This is a genomic window from Dysgonomonas mossii, assembly GCF_004569505.1.
In the GTDB taxonomy this organism is placed as follows: Bacteria; Bacteroidota; Bacteroidia; order Bacteroidales; family Dysgonomonadaceae; genus Dysgonomonas.
This window is the reverse complement of sequence record NZ_SPPK01000001.1, coordinates 617,189-635,768: the sequence shown is the minus strand read 5'-3', so window position 1 is coordinate 635,768 and position 18,580 is coordinate 617,189. Positions and strand designations below refer to the sequence as shown.

The following is an 18,580-nucleotide window of genomic DNA, read 5'->3' as shown; positions in this document are numbered from 1 at the left end:
TCAAAATATTTCTATCTTTGCATAAACTTTACACAAAAACATAAAATTATGAAAACAAACATTTTGATACTCACGTTTCTTTCTTTGTTTGCACTGAATCTGAGTATTAATGCCCAAAACTATCTTGCAACAGGAACTCAAATAACAATGGGAGACGATCTAAGAAAAGGAGTGGAAGATGTTACTGTGGGCGACGTTATTCTATCTTACGACTACACAAAAGACTTATATGAAAAGAAAAAAGTAACAGGAGTGGACAAAATCATGTTCAACAGATTAGCACGCATCGTCTTAGAAAACAAGATGCAGGTACTTGTTACTTCTCAATATCCCTTCTGGAGCGAAAGAGGCTGGGTTTCTATCGATCCGGAAATGACAATTCAAAATCCCAAATATGCATCAGTAAAATCATGCAATGTGGGCGATTATTTAAAATTCTATGATATACTGAGTACAGGTTCGGATAGAATTGCTATTATAGAAGGCATACTCGAACCAATCATGGGCTATAATATCCAGCTCGAAGAAGGAGGCTCTATTATTGCCAACGGTTTTATCATAGGCGTTGATTAATAAAATTAAATGAAGCTGAACACCAATAACATTCAAGAACGTATTAAAGATACATTGATAGAGACGTTGAACATCACATTCATAGAATCGGATGATCAAACGTCTCTTGAAGCTATTATGCCTGTAGAAAAACATTTGAGTCAAACGATGGGCGTATTACACGGAGGAGCAACAATATCTCTGGCAGAATCTGTTGCCGGCGTAGGTTCTAACACACTATGTGCACACGATGAGCAATGCTTTGGCATGCAAATAAGTGCCAGTCATATATCTAGTGCAAGACTAGGCGATGTGGTAAGAGCCATAGGTACCTTACAACACAAAGGGCGATCTACTCACGTCTGGAATGTTGACGTCTTCTCGGAGACAACAGGAAAACTAATTTCGTCTGTGCGTGTCACAAATGCAGTTGTAAAAAAAATATTATACACAAAAGGAAAATAAAGGCAAGGAATGTAATAGGGGTTAGAATTTTTTAACCCTGGTTATATTTTCCGCTATTTCGTCCTGATTAAAGCGAAGTATCTCGAATAAGAAAAGCGAGATGTTTCACTCCATTCGGTGTGACATAATAGATTGGATGTTCTACCCCCTATTACACCCTTGCCTTTTACGAATTGAATTCTATTAAGCAGGAATGAGATTTATAAATTAAGTATTATAGAGAAGATACTATCATCTCCATTATTTGAAATATCATTAGAATAAAACAAATAATAACGACTGCAATCATAATATTTAAAATTTTGTTTGTATATTTTTTCATTTTACTTCCTTTTTAAATTGTTCGTACTGCTTTACTATATCATCGATACTTATATCGAGTAAATTCATAGAACGAAAAGTTTCGGGTAGTACTTCTTCAAAAAATTCTTTTTTCTGAAGCTTCGATATCTGTCCTCTAGCATTTTCTGCGACGTAATATCCCATCCCACGTTTCGAATATATAATTTCCTCAGACTGCATATATTCAAATGCTCTCATAGCCGTGTTAGGATTCACCTGCAATGTCATAGCCAGCTCCCTCACAGATGGAATCCGATCATTTTCGGGCCATTCTTCTGTAAGGATATGCTGAAAGCAAAAATCTACTATTTGAAGATATATTGGTTTATTTGCTTTGAAATCCATAATACTATACTTCTGTTTCTCTTAATTTGAAATACGTCAACACCCACATTCCAACAGGGAATATCGCTGCCAGTATATATTTAACTACATCATACAGCAATGTTGCCTGTGTTGCTACAAAACGCGATGAATCCCCCTCGGGGATCCAATATCCATTAAAGCTCAGAACAGAAATCGGATCCATAGAACTTCTTATATACGATACCTCCGGATAGAATTGGCTTATAATAACCTTAGAAACAATTATTATAAAAATAAAAAACACAGCGATTAATGACAATGTCTTCACAAAAGACCTTTTCTTCAAACATGCATACCCAAACAGAAAAACGGATTGAGCAGCATACAGCATATGATAATCCCACCAATCGCTAAACTTAACTACAGGATGTGTAGTGGATACAAAGAGAGAGGATATAAAATCTAAGCACACTGACACGCCAAAAACCAGCAAAGGTATAATAACAATATATTTGATCCACAGGCCCAAAAATCGCTCAAAAGTAGATACCGGCAACGTAAAATAAAAAGTACTATTAGCATCGCTTAAATTCTTATCAAAAGAAATACTGCAAATGATAATCGCAACATAAACGGGAGGAAGCATATTCCATAGCCATCCGGTATCGATAGATTCCCAAACAGTCGCAATTGTATAATACGCAGCTATACCACATACAATAAAAAGGTATTGCTTCCAATACATTGCGAGCTCTCTCTTCTGCAAATTCCAAAAACGTTCTATATTAAATACAGCACTCATATCCATTTCGTTAAGCGTTAAATATATTTCTTATTTTTTCCTTATTCGTAACCACCGCATTAAACAAAGCTTCAATATTTAATGTACTTTCTTCATTGTACTTGTTCTCCAAGACCGAAGTGTACCCCAACATAGTTTGCTCTGTGAATAAAGCGTCTTGAGGCCTTGTTGTAGAATAAGTAAACAGTAGTTTTTTAGATATCTCCTCAACCGTATTATTAAGTAACACCTGATTGCGATCAAGAATAATGATAGGATCTATCAGACTTTCCAAATCACGAACTTGATGAGTGGAAATCAAGATACATTTGTTTTCGTCAAATGCAGAAGCTATTACTTTTCTAAATTGAGATTTAGAAGGGATATCCAGCCCATTGGTAGGCTCATCCAACAAGGTAACCGGTGTATTCAGAGAAATAGCAAAAGCAATAAGAACTTTCTTCTTCTGTCCAAAAGACAATTCTTTCATCCGAGAATCAATATCCAAATGAAAATCATTTAAATATGAATTAAACTGTTCATTGCTAAAGTTGGGATAAAATACCGAATTCAACTTTACAAAGCTTTTAACTGTCTGTGATGGCACAATGAACTCTTCAGGCAGATAGTACAATTGCTTCAGCATATCGGGATTTCTAAATGCCGTTTCAGTACCTAATACTTGGCAACTTCCTTTTTTAGGGAAACACAACCCACTAATAATGCGCAACAATGTTGTCTTTCCAACACCATTTTCTCCGAGCAAACCATAAATACCATTTTTCATTTCAAATGAAACATTCTCAAAAATAGGCTTACGCTCTCTGTAATAAAAAGTAAGATTATTTATTTTTACCATAACAGTGTACTAGTTTATTAATACACCGCAAATATATTATATATTTTGATTACACCAAAACATTTGAATATTTTTTATGCTGATTAAAAAAAACTTAGAAGCGATGCATAATTACTATAATTGCAAAAACAGGGAAAATATTTTTAAATCAACAAAATTTGTCTCACAAATTACCCCCTTTTTCACAAAAAGATAAAAGACAGCTTAACACTATTGAATATTACAATAAGCCATGATAAAAAACTAAATAAAGACAAAAAAGTAATTATGAAGAAAAGAAATAGATTTTCTCTTTTACAATAGAGAGAAGCCTTATGCACAAATAAGCATTATCAGTAAATATATTTAGGAAGTAGTGGTTTTTTATATACTTTTGCTGCCGAATAACATAAACGACATGGAGATCTGAAACCATACAAAAAAACGAGGCGGAACCGAAAAGCCAAAAGAGTAGGATAATTTTTTACAAAACTAATATTATAATGGAGTGGTTTTTAAAAGTAGTGAAAGAACATTACGCAGACTTTAACGGAAGAGCTAGACGAAAAGAATTTTGGATGTACAACCTTTTTGTGATGATAGGATATTTTGCCCTATACATAGTAGGTATTATCCTAGCATCAGTTTCCACAACTATTGGATCAATCGTCTTAGGATTAGTAGGATTGGCGTACCTTGTAATCCTGATCCCTTCAATCGCTGTTTATGTAAGAAGAATGCATGATGTTGGCAAAAGTGGATGGTTTATATTAATCCCTATCTACAATCTCATTTTAGCGATTACAGAAGGGAATAAAGGGGACAACCAGTATGGTTCGGATCCTAAAGCTCAATAGTATCAGGATCTATCATAGAGTTTACACTATAAGAAAGAAGGGCATAAATAATATTATTTATGTCCTTTCGCTTTATAAGATATTGATATTTATAAATTTATCCTATCAAGAATTTAATAACAATTATTTATTTAACTACTCCTGTTATTATTATTTTTTATTATATTTGTGACGTTGGTAAAAAGCGTATTCAACACTTATAGTATTAAAGCCAGAAACACATTATTCTTACTTAAACGTAAAGAATAAATAACAATAATAGAGTATACATCATAATATCCGGTATGGAGTTATTATACAAACAAGAGCATCTCACTTGCTACAATTATGAAAAAGGTAACCGGCCAACAATTGAGAAAATATCTTTACTAGATGGACAATCTTGGAATATATTTTCAGTTGAGAACAAAGTTATATTTATCATAGAAGGGTCTTTATCTTTTTCTTTGGATGAACTAACTAACCAAGTCATTTCTGAAAAAAAAATGATGATGATACCCGCAGGTTGTCACCTAAACAGTAAAGCAAATAAAGATACCACAATAATTATTATGAGGTTGCATAACACTAAGATGCTATGCGATTGCTTCTCGCTTGATTTACTACTAAAAGAAAAAAATGAAGAATTTGAACCAGGTCTACATTATCTGGCTATAAATGAAAGAGTAGACTCATATCTCACATTCTTAAACACGTGCATGTCGGAAGGCTTAAAGTGCACATATTATTTCGCACTGAAAGCAAAAGAATTTTACTTTTTACTAAGAGCATATTATACAAAAAGAGATTTACTGGCATTCTTTTTTCCTCTCATTAGCCACGATCTTTCTTTCTCCGAGTTTGTCCTTAAAAACCATCACAAGGCAAAAACAGTACAAGAGTTAGCCGACATGATGCACTATAGTCTTTCAGGATTTCAAAAACGTTTCAAAAAAGTATTTGGAGTGCCTGCTTATCACTGGATGAAAGAAGAGCGATCAAAATCAATTTTTTATCAAATAAACAGTACCGATAAGTCATTTAAAGAAATAAGTGACGAGTACGGATTCTCGTCCCCGTCACATTTTAATGACTTCTGCAAAACCAATTTCGGCAATACTCCGGGCAAAATTCGCCAACAAAAAGCGACTATGAACCCTAGCCATTAAGAAAAGGCACGAATTCTGAAAAAGCAGGCAGATATCTGTAATAAACAACCCTTCCAATCTTCATATCTTCGTAGCGTAAATATATGAGGAGTATATTTATAATTCTAAACCTGACTAGATTTAGAATTTAACTCTATTATTGTGTAGTTTTGTAAAGTTTGTGTTAAGGTTGGAAAGTCTGCGAAGTGAATTTGCGGGCTTTTTGCATTTTATAAAAGATTTCAATGTAGTTAGAATACAAGAAGGCTCTTCCCAAAAATTTTCGACAAGAACCTTTTTAAACAATAAAATTTATGCTTATTTCAGAAATAAAGGACGATAGGGTCAAAACTCGCTTCGTTGCTCTGCCAAATGAATCCTTTTGCGCTCTTTCATTACAGTATACATTTGAAGTAATACAGAAAGTATGATTAACAGCAAACCGGTATAAAATGAAAAGTTTAACTCTTTAGCCTCTCCAAAAATAATCATAGCCAATACAATACTATATATAGGCTCTAAGTTATAGCTGAGATTAAGAGTAAAAGCAGATATGCTCTTCAATGCTTGTATTTGCAACATATACAGACCGATTGTACAAACCACTGAGAATATTAACAAATAGATTAAATCTGTATTACTCGAAAAAAAAGACACGACAGGAAACAATTGCAAATAAAAAGGAAGTATAATACTTAAACTAAGGAAACCTCCAATCATTTCATAAAACAAAGTAACATACCATGAATAATTAGTATTTGTTGCAACTCTTTTATTGGCAATCACAAAACTTGCTGCCAAAGCTGACGAAATAGCCCCACAGATTATACCTATTCTATAACGAGTATCGAAATGAAAAATCAGCGCAATCCCCAAGAGAGCAATAATGCTAAAAGACAATTCCCTGACAGAGATTCGCCGACGGCTCACGACAGGTTCTAAAACAGCCGTAAAAAAGCCTGTCATCGAGAAACAGACTACACCGATAGAAACATTCGAATATTTAATACTCGCATAGAAAAACAGCCAATGTAGTGTTAATAATAGCCCAACAAAACCAATCCTATAGAAATCTTTCATCGGCAATCGGACAAACCGTTTTGTCACCGATAACATTATGAATAGTAACACTGAGGTAATCAATAAGCGGTACCAAACGAGCATACCTTCGTTCAGGGTAATAAGCTTGCCGAATATACCCGTAAATCCCGCAATTAGAATAGATAAGTGCAACTTAATAAATGCTTGTTTCATCGTTGAGAAATATTCTGCAAAGATACCCTTTTAATCAAAAAAAGCCCCAAAGATTCATTCTCTTTGGGGCATATATTATTAATCAAACCTTTTAGTTTTGACCTCCAGCACTTCCTCCACTTTGTTCTCCTTGTCCTCCAGACATAACATCATCATTCTTGATACCACGTCTTGCTTTTTGTATTTGAGATTTCATCTCTCCAAAACGGAAAGATACAGAGATTCCAAAATTTTGAATTTTATTAGACATGATTGTTTCCGAATAAAACGCTTGGTTATTCATTGTGCTTCTGAAATCATGAATGCGTTTAAATGGATTCTGAGCATAAGCAGATATATTCAATTTGTCATTATTAAACCCTTTGCTTACATTAAATCGGTGAAAGAAAAACGAAGAGTTTTCACTTTGTAAATTTATAGATGGAGAGAAATAGCCTACATTAACAAAAGCTTTCCATGATTTAGGAAATGAATATTGCGCACCTCCAAAGACATTCGCAGATACTCCATCATTCTTTAATCCTGACCCATTATTTGCTTTTATATCCACATACCGCGCCCCCATATTGGAGAATATACTCAGTTGTTCCACCCACTTGTATCTATCTCCACCCATTTTAGGAGTCCATCGTAGGTTTAAGGATAAACCGATATCTTTTCTTTTTCCTATGTTTTCGTATGTATAGATCGACACATTATCTATCTGATTTGAAATTTGTTCAATACCATTATTTTCGAAACTATAAGCCAAATTCACATTCAAAGTCAGGTTACGGTTGAAAAGCCCATAGTTGGTACTTATCGTATGATTTTTCACAGCATCTAATGTCGGATTCCCCTTTTGTATATTATTAGGGTCGGAAGTATTCTCATAAGGATTTAATTGCCAGATACCCGGACGAGATATACGCATATTATAGCCAAAACGTAAGTTTTGCATTGGATTTATCTGATATGTAACGGTTGCAGAGGGTACGATGTTAGAATAGTCCACTTTAAAACCTTGAGCTCTATCCTTTGGGAATTCAGCATTCAACCATGTTGCTTCATAACGCAATCCGGCTTTGAAACCCCAAACATTCCTGAACTTGGCATTGTAACCTCCATACGCAGCCAATATATCTTGTGTATGCCTAAATCTATCAGTCGGACGTTCTATGGCGACCCAATTACCTGTAGCATTAAGGCTATCTAAACCACTATTGCTATTATTTATACGGATAATATACTTTACTCCTGTTTCGACACTATGAGATAGGATATCAGACTTATTCAAAGGAGTTACAAAATCTACCTGAAAGGTATGTTCTTTCATATCAGCATCAGAATACTGCTTGTTAGTATAAATATGCTTAGGCAACTCTCCAAATAGTTCCGTAATATCCGAATTTGATTCCGAATCGTTAGGATTCATACTGAACTTATAAGAAGCCGTCAGCAATTGTTCTTTTTTATGGAAAGTGCGCTGATAATCTACATTCAGATCTGTACCGCCATACGTTTGTTTCATATAGCCTCTTTGATCATATCTATATTGGCTCTCCTTATTTATTCCGAGCCCCTCATTCAAAATGTTACTTCTGGATTTATAATTACCTTCGAACCTATTGAATCCGATATTAATAAGGTTTAAGGTATCTATCTCGTAACTTAACTCTCCTGAACCAAACTGTCCGAGCCCATTATTCTTTGAAGGGCCTACTCCTGTTAGATACTTTGGGTTATTACTTAAATTATTTTCTTTAAAAGAAGAGGTGGTTCCTTCCGGACGTTTCCATTCGTAATAGTTATAATTCCCTGTGAAGCCAACTTTACCATATTTCATGGTCCAGTAAGCACCTAAACCATATCCACCTTGCGAGTCTACCCTACCATTCAAAGTGGCAGTATATCCACCCATAGAAGTATTGGTTATAATATTGATAATACCTGATACACCCTCAGCATCATATTTTGCTCCGGGATCGGTAATCACCTGTATATCTTTCACCGTATTGGCAGGCATGCTGCGAAGAACTTCCTTCGGATTGTTAGAAATCATGTTAGATGGTTTTCCGTTCAGATATATTTTAAAATTAGTAGATCCTTTCAGCTGTACATTATCTTCGCCATCAACGGTTACCATCGGAACTTTTTTCAACATTTCCAATAGGTTATTCGTCGTTGATTCAGGATCACTCTCCATACTATATACAATTTTATCGAGATCAACTTTTACCAGTGGCTTCTGTGCCGAAACTACAACCTCCGATAAGGCATTTTCATTGTCTCTCATATATATTGTACCTAGGTCTACTATCTTTGCGTCACCTACAACAACAGGCTTAACAAGGGTCTTTTTGCCGATATATTCTACCGTGAGCAGATACTCTCCCTTTTTATTCATCGAAAACTGAAAGTTTCCATTATCATCGGCTGCTACAGCCTTTAACGGGCTTCTCGGATTTGCCTTACCTAACAATTTAACTGTCGCGTAGGGAACTGTTTCATTTGTTAATGAATCTGTTACTACACCTTTAATCTGGACATTTATTAGTGGGCTGGATTGAGAGAATGCTAATGATGAAATTAGCAATGATAGAAAAGTTAATAAAATGCGGACATTCATAAGTTTAGTATAATTATAAATATATTTCGTTTTTTTAGTTGTTTTTCAGCTGACTAAGATATACATAGATTTAATCTGTTCAACTGAGATATGCTTACTAGTCGCCATAATTATACATTTATCACTAAAGCAATAAATATTTTATCATTTTTAACAGAACGACACTTTTTTCACAAAAAAAAGACATCAGGCTCTGCTTACCTGATGTCTATTGCCAACTCATCTACAGATAAATTTTATTTACTAAATGGAATATCGTTTATCGACATCACCTTACCATAAATTTCTACATAGCGAACATTTGCTGTATCTAAATACATCTCTATCCTATTGTTCTGCCTATTTCTTTTTAGTTTCAGGTCTACGTGTAGAATATCATCGTCATGACGAGAAGCACTCCAGCCCGAAACCGTATAGATTGGATTTTTAGAGTTAAAGTACAAGGTATCTCCTGTTACATTTCGGCATATATTAATATCATTTGCCGAGCTACGAACAAACCACCCTTGATTACGCCCAATGAGCCAACCACCTATAACTACGGCCACAATAATTAGAGTAAACAGAATTGAATGTAATTCTTTGTTCATATACGAAACCAATTATTCGACCTCTTTGTCCTGTTCTTTCTTAGAATCTTTCCTCTCTATAAAGTAAGCAATAACAAGCCCTATACCACCAAATATGGCAGCGCATGCCGGATATAAAATAGATATAGTATTGCGAAACTCATAGAAGGCTCTTTCGTCCGCACTTGGAGGAGCCACAGCTAACAAGTCTATAACAGCGACGATAGCCACCCCTAGTCCAACACCTACTAATAAGAGCCCAACACGAATAGCCCATGAGGTTACATAGTTGTTTACATTGCTTTTATTCGGAGACATATCCAATTGCCCTTTTAGTAAATTCGGGTCTATCCCTTCTGAAATTTTTTCGATAAAAGCTAAGCGCTCCCTACGACGAGCAAACAACTCAAACAAGCGGTAGATTGCATATGCTATTGTAGCTACAATAACCATTGCCATAATTTGATCCATAATTTTCTATTTTTATTAATTAAACATTTTTGTTTCTTCCGTTTGCTCATTTTGACGCAAGCATTTTTAAAAGGTTACAACAAAATAAAAAAATATTTTTTTGAAAAGATTTTACATTACATTTGTAACCTATCAAATATTCTTGCGTCATACGGGTATGGCTGAATTTGATGATATCTATTTTATACGCCGAATAAAAGACGGACATACCGATGCTTTTGTACACATTGTACGTCGATATGAGAGAATGGTATTTACCATTGTCAATAAAATAGTTTCTCGTCGGGTAGAAGCCGAAGATATTGTTCAGGAGATATTTATAAAGGTATTTCAGTCATTAAAACAGTTTCGTGAAGAATCGAACTTTGCAACATGGTTGTACAGGATCGCATATAACACAACTATATCAGAATTGCGAAAGCGCAAATATGAATTTACTGCCATTGACGATAATTTCTCAAATATCCCTGATGACGAAATATCAGAAACACTGGATGAGATTACAACCGAGGATAAGTTGCAGCTTTTGGATACAGTACTAAAAAAACTGCCCCCGGACGATGCTTTGCTGATCAGTATGTTCTATATAAACGACCAAAGCGTAAAAAATATAAGCATCATTACGGGAAATAGTGAAGCAAATGTAAAAGTAAAGTTGTACAGAATCAGAAAAATTATAAACTTTGAAATAAATAAGCTCATACAATCATGAATACAGAAAATACAGATAGGCTAAAGAGTTTATTTCAAGAAATAAAACTAGACGAACCATCGACAGACTTCGAAAGTCGGTTGATGCAACGAGTACATATTGTTGCGGCAAAACAAAATCGGAAGAGAAGCATTATTTCAATTCTTTCTATTACGTTCGGCATTGTAGGAATGCTTGGAATTCCAACGCTTATCTTTTGGCTTTTGGGATTACCTCTCAAGGAAGATATTCAAGGCATGGGGTCAAATATCACATTCAATATACCATCAGTAGGATTTAATCCTTTCGTAGTATCTGTAGCTTGTGTCGGAGTACTACTCCTTATAAGCGACTCGCTGATCCGCAGACGAATCAAAGAAAAGAAACACAAAGATTAACAGAAGCTATAAGTAGAATTTAAATATAAGCAAACTATCAAATATCTAACTTCCCGGCTTTATACTCCTGATATTTAAGAGAGAGTAACCTCAAGAATGAGCTTATTTGCGATAGTGCAGATTGAGTTTCTCCTGAAATATCTTTCTTTTGCAGGCGCATTAACAAGAACCCATATAGAGCGGCTAGACAGGTCTCGAGTTCCGGAGTATTTTTATCTTGCGTTTTGGAACGTAATTCAACAATGAAAGGCAAGGTTTTATAATAGGCTTCAGTATATTGGTTTTCTTGCGGCGACTTCAGCAGTCGATTGTGTAGTTCGGTCAACTCCGATATTACATTCTTATTTATAATCAGATGCCCTTTTTCCACCACGTCTTCTCTCCTCATCATGTCAATAAGGTTTTCGTACCATTCCCTTATTTCATTTTTCACATTTTGAGGCTGTTCGAACCCTGATATTATTTGCTTATCAATTATATCGATGTCTAATTTATTGGCTCTTATAATATCCTCTATCTGCCACATATACAATAGATATTCGGCGATATTTTCTTCTTTTAGTTTTTTAGCTATCAGCATAATTTATTTTAGATTTCCTTCAGTTTGACTTAACCGATTGAAGAATAAACGTTTTATATTTTTTAATTCCTGGAGCAATGATTTACAAACTATACATATTGAGCTTTTACAATAAAATACATTCAAATAATTGGGAGATAAAAGTAAATAATTTCATGGAAATCTCAAGTATATGTTTTCCCCTTATCTAATCAATAACTCTCTTATAGAAAGGAATAAAACAAACTCCTTCTTAAAATCCCATCGCTTTTTTTACTACTGTCATTTCTTCTTCCGAGGTCAGCATCTTTAATAATTCAAATGCAACAGTTGGAGCTGTTTCAGGACAATAAGACGTTATAATTTTACCATCAACTACTATTCGTTCATTCACAACATTCACCCCAAATTCTTTCAACTCTTTTTGCCTATAGCCGTTATTTAAGTGATAAGTTGTTGCCTTCCGATCTTTAAGAATTCCACTTTTTCCTAAGGGGAGAGCTCCAGTACAAACTATAGCAATGATTTTATTTTTTGCATCAAAATCCTTAATTAAGTCTAAGAATCTTTCGTCATAGGCTTCTTCATAAAAGCCAAATTCGCCAAATCCACCAGGTATTGCCAATGCTGCATACTCGTCAACGTTTATCTCTTCAATTGTTTTATCTACTCTTATCGGTACATTAAAAGTGCTTATAACTTCTTTAGTAAAAGCACAAGTTTCGACAAACAAACCATGACCATAACAAACTCTTGCCCAACCAATAACATCTATGAAAACAGAAAACTCCATAGTCTCAAATGCCTTTGCCAAAAACACTAAAACCTTCTTATTTTGCATAGTTGTCATTTTTAAGAATAAATGATAAACAATTATAGATTATGCTTTGTTTATATACAAAACAGAGTACAAAAGTAGTATTTTTTTATATATAAAGTTTAAGATGGATTTACACGCTATTATATAAACCTTATCTATCGCTACATAAATAAAACAAATACAAAGTATTCTGAACAAACATGTTGTCTTTGATGTTCTAATGTAAAACAGGTATGATTTACTTTTTTCATAGTGTGTTAGATAGATTGTTTAGTTGATTTTTTACCTGTTTTATCATAGTATATGTTAGTTTTATATTAGTGTTAAGAGGGGAAGGGATGATTGTGATAATCATCTCTTCTTTTTTGTATATTAGCTGAATATTTAGAAAAAAAATGGTTGACATAAAAATAATAGAAAGCGGCTATATCCAAGCAGACGGAGGTGCCATGTTTGGAGCTATACCAAAGCGTGCCTGGCAAAGAAAATACACAAGCAATGCCGACAACTTGTGTACATTAGCTATGCGGTGTGCACTCGCCATATCCGAAGACAGGGTCATATTGATAGACACCGGTATGGGAGATAAGCACACCGAGAGAATGTCTTACTACCAACCACACTCTCTGCTTAACATTGAAGACGAAATAAAGAAATATGGCTTCTCGGGTGAAGATGTCACCGATGTGATATTGACCCACTTGCATTTCGACCATTGCGGATATGCAACTAAAAGAGATAAAAACGACAAAATAATCCCTTCTTTCGCTAAAGCTACTTATTGGCTAAGCCGCAAACAATGGGACAATTATTTAACCCCCAACATACTGGAAGCAGATTCTATCTTAGCTGAAAATATACAGCCGATACACGATGCCGCACTCTTACGCTTTGTTGACCAAGGCATGCAGATATCTAAAGAGGTAAGTGTGAGATTGTTTGACGGACATAGTATAGGGCAGTTAGTTGTATATATCAAGACAGATGCGGGTGTATATACATTTCCCGGGGATCTGATACCAACAAGTGCTCATGTCCCGTTAGAATGGATTTCAGCTTACGACATCTGTGCATTAAAATCGGCGGAAGAGAAACAGCGATTTCTCATTGAAGCAGAAAAAGAAAACTACACCCTTATTTATTGCCACGATGTAAAGGTAAAGACGAGTAAAGTAAAACGTCTGAATGATAATTATAAAGCCTACTGACTTTTATTATAAAAAAAGGATCTCAAAGCTCGGCTTTGAGATCCTTTTACTAATGTATATAATTTAACCTCTTCTATTAAAATACCATCGGCACATCTATCAGCAGTATACGTGCATTGTCAGATTCTGCGGTGATATTTATACCATCTGTATCCCATACACCAAATGCATCTCTGTGATATAATTTTTGCCCTTCGACAGAAAACTCTCCTTCAACAACCATAGCAAATACACCGTTCCCTTTTTTCTTCACCTGATAGCTTGTGTTGACACCTTTATCGAAAGTACCCATATTAAACCAAGCATCCTGATGTATCCAAAGTGCTGTATTTGAAGGATCACTCTTCGGTCCAACAATTTGGATGAATTGATTTTTATTGTCTATAAAATCAAATTCACGTTGGTCGTAACGAGGTTCTACATTTTTTTGAGATGGAAAAACCCATATCTGGAAAAGACTTACCGGTTTATACTCATTAGCATTGTATTCACTATGTGTTATACCCGATCCGGCACTCATTACCTGCACTTCTCCGGCTTTTATCACTTCTGTATGCCCCATGCTATCCTTGTGTTCCAAATCACCATACAAGGGAATAGTAATTATTTCCATATGTCATGTGGATGGGTCCCAAAGCCTTCTCCTCCGGCAATTATATCGTCGTTTATAACCCTTAATGCGCCAAAATGTATACGGTTGGGATCATAGTAGTTTGCAAAACTGAAAGTATGGTGTGTGTTCAACCATCCATGGTTTGCTGATCCTCTTGAAGATGCTCTAATTAATGTTGTTTTCATAAAACTACCCTTTCTGTTATATCTGATGAGTAACTATTTATAATATAAAGTATATCATAGCAATACACCTTATTTTTATATTACAAAGATAAGCACTATCCATCTATTATCAAAATAAGATAAATCATATATATATATAAATATATTTATACAATATTGCAATACATAGACCAGAAAGGCAATGCAATAGAACAAGGATTTATATAAATTTATTTATGCTAATTTTATCTTATTATATAAATAACAAAAAAGAGTATGGGGAAATAAGAATGAGCAAAAGTGACAGCACAAAAACAGATAAAAACTGTTACTTTTGTCACCTTTTGGTAGGTAAACATTTCCTAAATGAGCTATAAAGCATAAATCTATCAGTTATTTACAGCTTCTTTTTACAAAGAAATATATGTTTCTTTCACAATTATTTATTAACTTTACTGTTGTAGTAATTAAAAACAAGAAATCATGAAAAATCTAGTCTTTATACTACTTTTACTCGTCTCAGTTACCTCTTATTCCCAAACTGAGATTCCTAAAGATAGCTTTCCTCCTCTAAAGAAAGGATCTTTCAAATTTGATGAAAGGTTAGAGAATTATTTGAACCTGGATGTATCAGGCAACAACAAATCATCTGCAAGCAAATATGATTTGTATAAACCTTTAGAAAAAGGAGATGATGCAACTATAGACTTAATACTTCCTCCGCTTGATGTATATCTCGGACCTCCTGTAGAAAGCAATACGATTACGCGGTATCCTTTTGCCAATGACTATAGCTATTATTCAGGAATGAATCTGGATAACGAAGCTTGGCTCAGTTCATCTTCTATACAGAATACATATCCATCCATAGGCGCAGTAAGGTCTGTAAGTATGTACTTTAACTATCAACCAACAGATTGGCTGGTAATTTCAGCTGGTCCTTACGCCTCAAAATATGCACTATATGGAGGGAACTACAACGATGTGGGTGCAGGAGGAAATATGAAATTCATCTTAAGCGACAGAATAAGAATAAATGCCCGAGGACAATATTCCGTGAGAGGAAAACATAACGGAGTAGAAGGCCCGATGATGGGTATGTATCCTCAAACATATTACGGAGGCACGCTAGAGGTCAAAATCACTGAAAAATTTGGAATCGAAGGCGGTGTAATCCGTGAGCTTAATCCATTCAACGGGAAATGGGTGAACAGGCCATACTTTGCCCCGGTATTCTACAAGAAATAAACTCTCTGGATGTATATAGTCAGTAATGAATTATCTTATTATATAAAAAAATCAGTCAATAAATATATCTCGTAGAATCTTTCTCTGATTATTAAAAAATTCTGTTCTGTATAAATCTCCACTTTTAGAGATCAATGTAGAATAGCGTTTCAAAGATTCAATCCATTTCTTGTTAGCTTGACATATTTCAGGAGTAAACGATCTCACTACGTTAATAGAAAATACACGTATCGTAGACAATTCGAATTCAGGACACTGCATATAACTATAAGTGGTATCAAAATCGATATTGGATATATAAAAGTTAAATTCAAAGTCATCCATCCAAACTCCTGATATAGACATCGACTCCAATCTCTCCAACATGCACAACAACTCGTTCTTAATTTCTTCTAGATCCTGATTGTTCAACAAATTAAGTCTATAAAAGTATTTTACTGTATTCAGAAATGAAGACAAAACATTTTGAGATAGGATAGACGTTGTATGACAAGAAGAGTTAGATTCTGAAATATACTTTTTATTCAGGTCGATAACTCTCTGAGGCAAGTAGAACTCAGAAAACGGAACAGTAGGCTTGGAAGTCTGAAGCTGATATACCCATTTGTATAAATAGAACTTAGCTATTTTTTCATAAGAAAGGTAAAATGAAAAAGGTAACTCATTATTAGCACCTTGTACCTGAGAACCAGAGTACATTTTCATTCTACTAAAAATATCTGTATAAAAAATCAAAGAATTACAATATTGCTCAAAAAATGATTCTTCTTGAATCATATTTATGCTAAATAACGCTGTAGTATCATTCTTACCCAAAATATCATCAATTGATATGCTTAACGCTTTAGATATTACAGAGAGCTCCTCTAAGTCAAAAGACACATCCCCTCTTATCCTACGATAAACAGCTTCACGCCCGATAGAAAGCAAATCCATTAAGTAGGTTGCAACCTTTATCTGAGGAGGAAGGGCTTCTTTGATAGATATAATTAATTTACTGTTTAATTCGTTTTTCATGACATTTATGTTGTAGAGAGAAAAGATTAGAAATAAATCTTGATTAATAATAATATTAAAACCTTAATTGTATTGAATATTCATCATATAAAAACAAGAGAATAATATGTTTAGTTTTACAAAACCACATAAATATGTAAAAGTAGGCCTGGAAACAATTACAAGGAATCCTAATTGTATTTTTATCACATTTTCTAGAGCACAAAAATACGGTAGAAAAGTATAACATCTTGCCTCACTCATAGGGTTACAAAAAGAGGAACATACATCAAAAACATATTGAAATATCCATATCATAATGCAAAACTCTACAACAAATCCGCATAAAAAAAGAGCAACAAATAGATCTTCCCTATTTGTTGCTATACGTTTTATATATTATTTAAAGAGATTAGATATTATTAAGCACCCTTCTGAAGAGAAGACTACACCAAATAGTCATATCATCTTTTTCGAGCCAATGTTTTTAATTTCCTTATAGACTCCTTGGTCTTAATTCGTGCTTTATACAAATCATGCCTATCCAAGTCCAGAACTTTTTCATAATCAGCTATAGCTTCATCATATTCATTCTTTCGCTCATAAATTGCAGCACGTTTGTAATACAGGCGTATATTCTCAGGATCGAGAATAAGTCCTTTATTACAATCGTCTAAAGCTTTATCAAATTCCTGACGGAGTATATATATTTCGGCTCGGTTGGTATATGCATTTATATTCGCAGTGTCTATTTCCAATACTCTCGAATAGTCGCTTAATGCTTTGCTGGTATCTTTCATAGACAAATATATATTTCCTCTATTATTATAGATATCTGCAACATTTTTTGGTTCTTCTTTTATCGCCCGATTGTAGTCTTCAAGTGCTTTCTCACATTCTCCACCTACTTCATAGATTATACCTCTATTGTAATATGCATCGGCATAATTATTATTTAGTCTGATAGCCTGCGTATAATCCCTCATGGCAAGGCTATCATCTCCTATCGATTGGTAAATACTTCCCCGATTATAATACCCGGTAGCATCAGTAGTATCAAGCCCTATGGCAATATCGGTACATTCTATTGCCTTTTTATAATTCTTGACATTAAAATATTCATTGCTCAGATAAAAATTTGCCTCTATCAGCAACTTATTTTTTTTTCGAGGAGTTATCAAATCCTCATCGGCTTCTATGTTCTCCAATATTGTCTTCAATGCATTAATTCTTTCGGCCGGTGTATCTAAGCTATCTGCAACACGTCCCATCTGATGCTTAAAAGAGACAATATGTTTATCTTGCCTGATATCTTTATCAAACAATCTACACGAGCCAAAAACCAAAGGGAATATAATAAGAATCAGAAAGTATAACTTACTGTGTGTTTGTGAAATCTTCTTTGTCTTGCGCATAAATTGTATTGATATATATGTTGGCAAAGGTATAAAAAAAACGGATACTCAAACTCAATTGATTTATATAAAAAAGAAGCACTTATCTGTCTCAGTTAAGTGCTTCATGGTAGTGTTTAAATAAAAAAGTGATATTATAATTATTTCTAGAAATAATAATGTTATACTTCTTATTATTAATAACGCAGAAAGTATAAAGAAGTTACTCTTTTAACATAAAATATGATATTATTCTCCTTTATAACCTTTATAAAAAACAAAAAAAGACCAAAAGCGATCCACTCTTAGTCTTTTTAGA

At 34.2% G+C, this 18,580-nt stretch carries 19 protein-coding genes and 1 pseudogene; 8 read left to right on the top strand and 12 right to left on the bottom strand.

The features are described from left to right. Window positions 1-48 precede the first annotated feature (48 nt). Together E4T88_RS02860 and E4T88_RS02855 are read left to right on the top strand one after the other, a co-directional pair. Complete coding sequence (locus E4T88_RS02860; RefSeq protein ID WP_135103963.1) at window positions 49-573, top strand: Hint domain-containing protein; 525 nt, start codon at window positions 49-51, stop codon at window positions 571-573. A gap of 9 nt (window positions 574-582) precedes the next feature. Beyond that, window positions 583-1,017, top strand: a complete 435-nt coding sequence (locus E4T88_RS02855) for a PaaI family thioesterase (protein ID WP_135103962.1) — start codon at window positions 583-585, stop codon at window positions 1,015-1,017. A 318-nt stretch (window positions 1,018-1,335) separates the two neighbouring features. Here E4T88_RS02855 and E4T88_RS02850 read toward each other — a convergent pair whose 3' ends face one another. From E4T88_RS02850 to E4T88_RS02840, 3 genes are read right to left on the bottom strand one after another with little or no spacing between them, the layout of a single operon-like run. Beyond that, window positions 1,336-1,704 (bottom strand): GntR family transcriptional regulator, encoded by a 369-nt coding sequence (locus E4T88_RS02850; RefSeq protein ID WP_135103961.1) that lies wholly within the window; start codon window positions 1,702-1,704, stop codon window positions 1,336-1,338. 4 nt (window positions 1,705-1,708) lie between these two features. After that, window positions 1,709-2,467 (bottom strand): hypothetical protein, encoded by a 759-nt coding sequence (locus tag E4T88_RS02845; protein ID WP_228093694.1) that lies wholly within the window; start codon window positions 2,465-2,467, stop codon window positions 1,709-1,711. 10 nt (window positions 2,468-2,477) lie between these two features. Continuing rightward, the gene (locus E4T88_RS02840) at window positions 2,478-3,305 is read right to left on the bottom strand and encodes an ABC transporter ATP-binding protein (protein ID WP_135103959.1); all 828 of its coding nucleotides are present in this window, start codon (window positions 3,303-3,305) and stop codon (window positions 2,478-2,480) included. Window positions 3,306-3,787: 482 nt separating this feature from the next. On the opposite strand from E4T88_RS02840, the gene E4T88_RS02835 reads away from it, so the two are divergent. Both E4T88_RS02835 and E4T88_RS02830 read left to right on the top strand, forming a co-directional pair. Beyond that, complete coding sequence (locus E4T88_RS02835; protein WP_135103958.1) at window positions 3,788-4,141, top strand: DUF805 domain-containing protein; 354 nt, start codon at window positions 3,788-3,790, stop codon at window positions 4,139-4,141. A 284-nt stretch (window positions 4,142-4,425) separates the two neighbouring features. Beyond that, window positions 4,426-5,289 (top strand): helix-turn-helix domain-containing protein, encoded by an 864-nt coding sequence (locus tag E4T88_RS02830; RefSeq protein ID WP_135103957.1) that lies wholly within the window; start codon window positions 4,426-4,428, stop codon window positions 5,287-5,289. A gap of 324 nt (window positions 5,290-5,613) precedes the next feature. Here the strand turns inward: E4T88_RS02830 and E4T88_RS02825 are convergent, their stop codons facing one another. The 4 genes from E4T88_RS02825 to E4T88_RS02810 form a co-directional block, all read right to left on the bottom strand. Beyond that, window positions 5,614-6,522 (bottom strand): DMT family transporter, encoded by a 909-nt coding sequence (locus E4T88_RS02825; RefSeq protein ID WP_135103956.1) that lies wholly within the window; start codon window positions 6,520-6,522, stop codon window positions 5,614-5,616. A 91-nt stretch (window positions 6,523-6,613) separates the two neighbouring features. Next, window positions 6,614-9,130: a TonB-dependent receptor gene (locus E4T88_RS02820; RefSeq protein WP_135103955.1), complete on the bottom strand. Its 2,517-nt coding sequence runs from the start codon at window positions 9,128-9,130 to the stop codon at window positions 6,614-6,616. 236 nt (window positions 9,131-9,366) lie between these two features. Then, window positions 9,367-9,720, bottom strand: a complete 354-nt coding sequence (locus E4T88_RS02815) for a hypothetical protein (RefSeq protein WP_135103954.1) — start codon at window positions 9,718-9,720, stop codon at window positions 9,367-9,369. A gap of 12 nt (window positions 9,721-9,732) precedes the next feature. Then, a complete protein-coding gene (locus tag E4T88_RS02810; RefSeq protein WP_135103953.1) occupies window positions 9,733-10,170 on the bottom strand; it encodes a DUF6249 domain-containing protein in 438 nt (145 codons plus the stop codon). Between the two features lie 100 nt (window positions 10,171-10,270). On the opposite strand from E4T88_RS02810, the gene E4T88_RS02805 reads away from it, so the two are divergent. Together E4T88_RS02805 and E4T88_RS02800 are read left to right on the top strand one after the other, a co-directional pair. After that, window positions 10,271-10,882 (top strand): RNA polymerase sigma factor, encoded by a 612-nt coding sequence (locus tag E4T88_RS02805; protein WP_228093692.1) that lies wholly within the window; start codon window positions 10,271-10,273, stop codon window positions 10,880-10,882. After that, window positions 10,879-11,259 (top strand): hypothetical protein, encoded by a 381-nt coding sequence (locus E4T88_RS02800; RefSeq protein ID WP_135103952.1) that lies wholly within the window; start codon window positions 10,879-10,881, stop codon window positions 11,257-11,259. The genes E4T88_RS02805 and E4T88_RS02800 overlap by 4 nt, the downstream gene beginning before the upstream one ends. A gap of 37 nt (window positions 11,260-11,296) precedes the next feature. Here the strand turns inward: E4T88_RS02800 and E4T88_RS02795 are convergent, their stop codons facing one another. After that, a complete protein-coding gene (locus E4T88_RS02795) occupies window positions 11,297-11,839 on the bottom strand; it encodes a DUF4924 family protein (RefSeq protein WP_135103951.1) in 543 nt (180 codons plus the stop codon). Window positions 11,840-12,071: 232 nt separating this feature from the next. Continuing rightward, window positions 12,072-12,659, bottom strand: coding sequence for a DJ-1/PfpI family protein (locus E4T88_RS02790; RefSeq protein ID WP_135103950.1), 588 nt, complete (start codon window positions 12,657-12,659; stop codon window positions 12,072-12,074). 374 nt (window positions 12,660-13,033) lie between these two features. Here E4T88_RS02790 and E4T88_RS02785 point away from each other — a divergent pair, with 374 nt between their 5' ends. Continuing rightward, entirely contained in the window at window positions 13,034-13,846 is an 813-nt protein-coding gene (locus E4T88_RS02785) for an MBL fold metallo-hydrolase (protein WP_135103949.1), read from the top strand. Window positions 13,847-13,922: 76 nt separating this feature from the next. Here the strand turns inward: E4T88_RS02785 and E4T88_RS02780 are convergent. Beyond that, window positions 13,923-14,644, bottom strand: a pseudogene (locus E4T88_RS02780) (pirin family protein). Between the two features lie 462 nt (window positions 14,645-15,106). On the opposite strand from E4T88_RS02780, the gene E4T88_RS02775 reads away from it, so the two are divergent. Beyond that, entirely contained in the window at window positions 15,107-15,871 is a 765-nt protein-coding gene (locus E4T88_RS02775; RefSeq protein WP_135103948.1) for a hypothetical protein, read from the top strand. 51 nt (window positions 15,872-15,922) lie between these two features. Here the strand turns inward: E4T88_RS02775 and E4T88_RS02770 are convergent, their stop codons facing one another. Next, window positions 15,923-16,888, bottom strand: a complete 966-nt coding sequence (locus E4T88_RS02770) for a hypothetical protein (RefSeq protein ID WP_135103947.1) — start codon at window positions 16,886-16,888, stop codon at window positions 15,923-15,925. 443 nt (window positions 16,889-17,331) lie between these two features. Further along, window positions 17,332-18,282, bottom strand: a complete 951-nt coding sequence (locus tag E4T88_RS02760; protein WP_135103945.1) for a tetratricopeptide repeat protein — start codon at window positions 18,280-18,282, stop codon at window positions 17,332-17,334. Window positions 18,283-18,580: the final 298 nt, after the last annotated feature.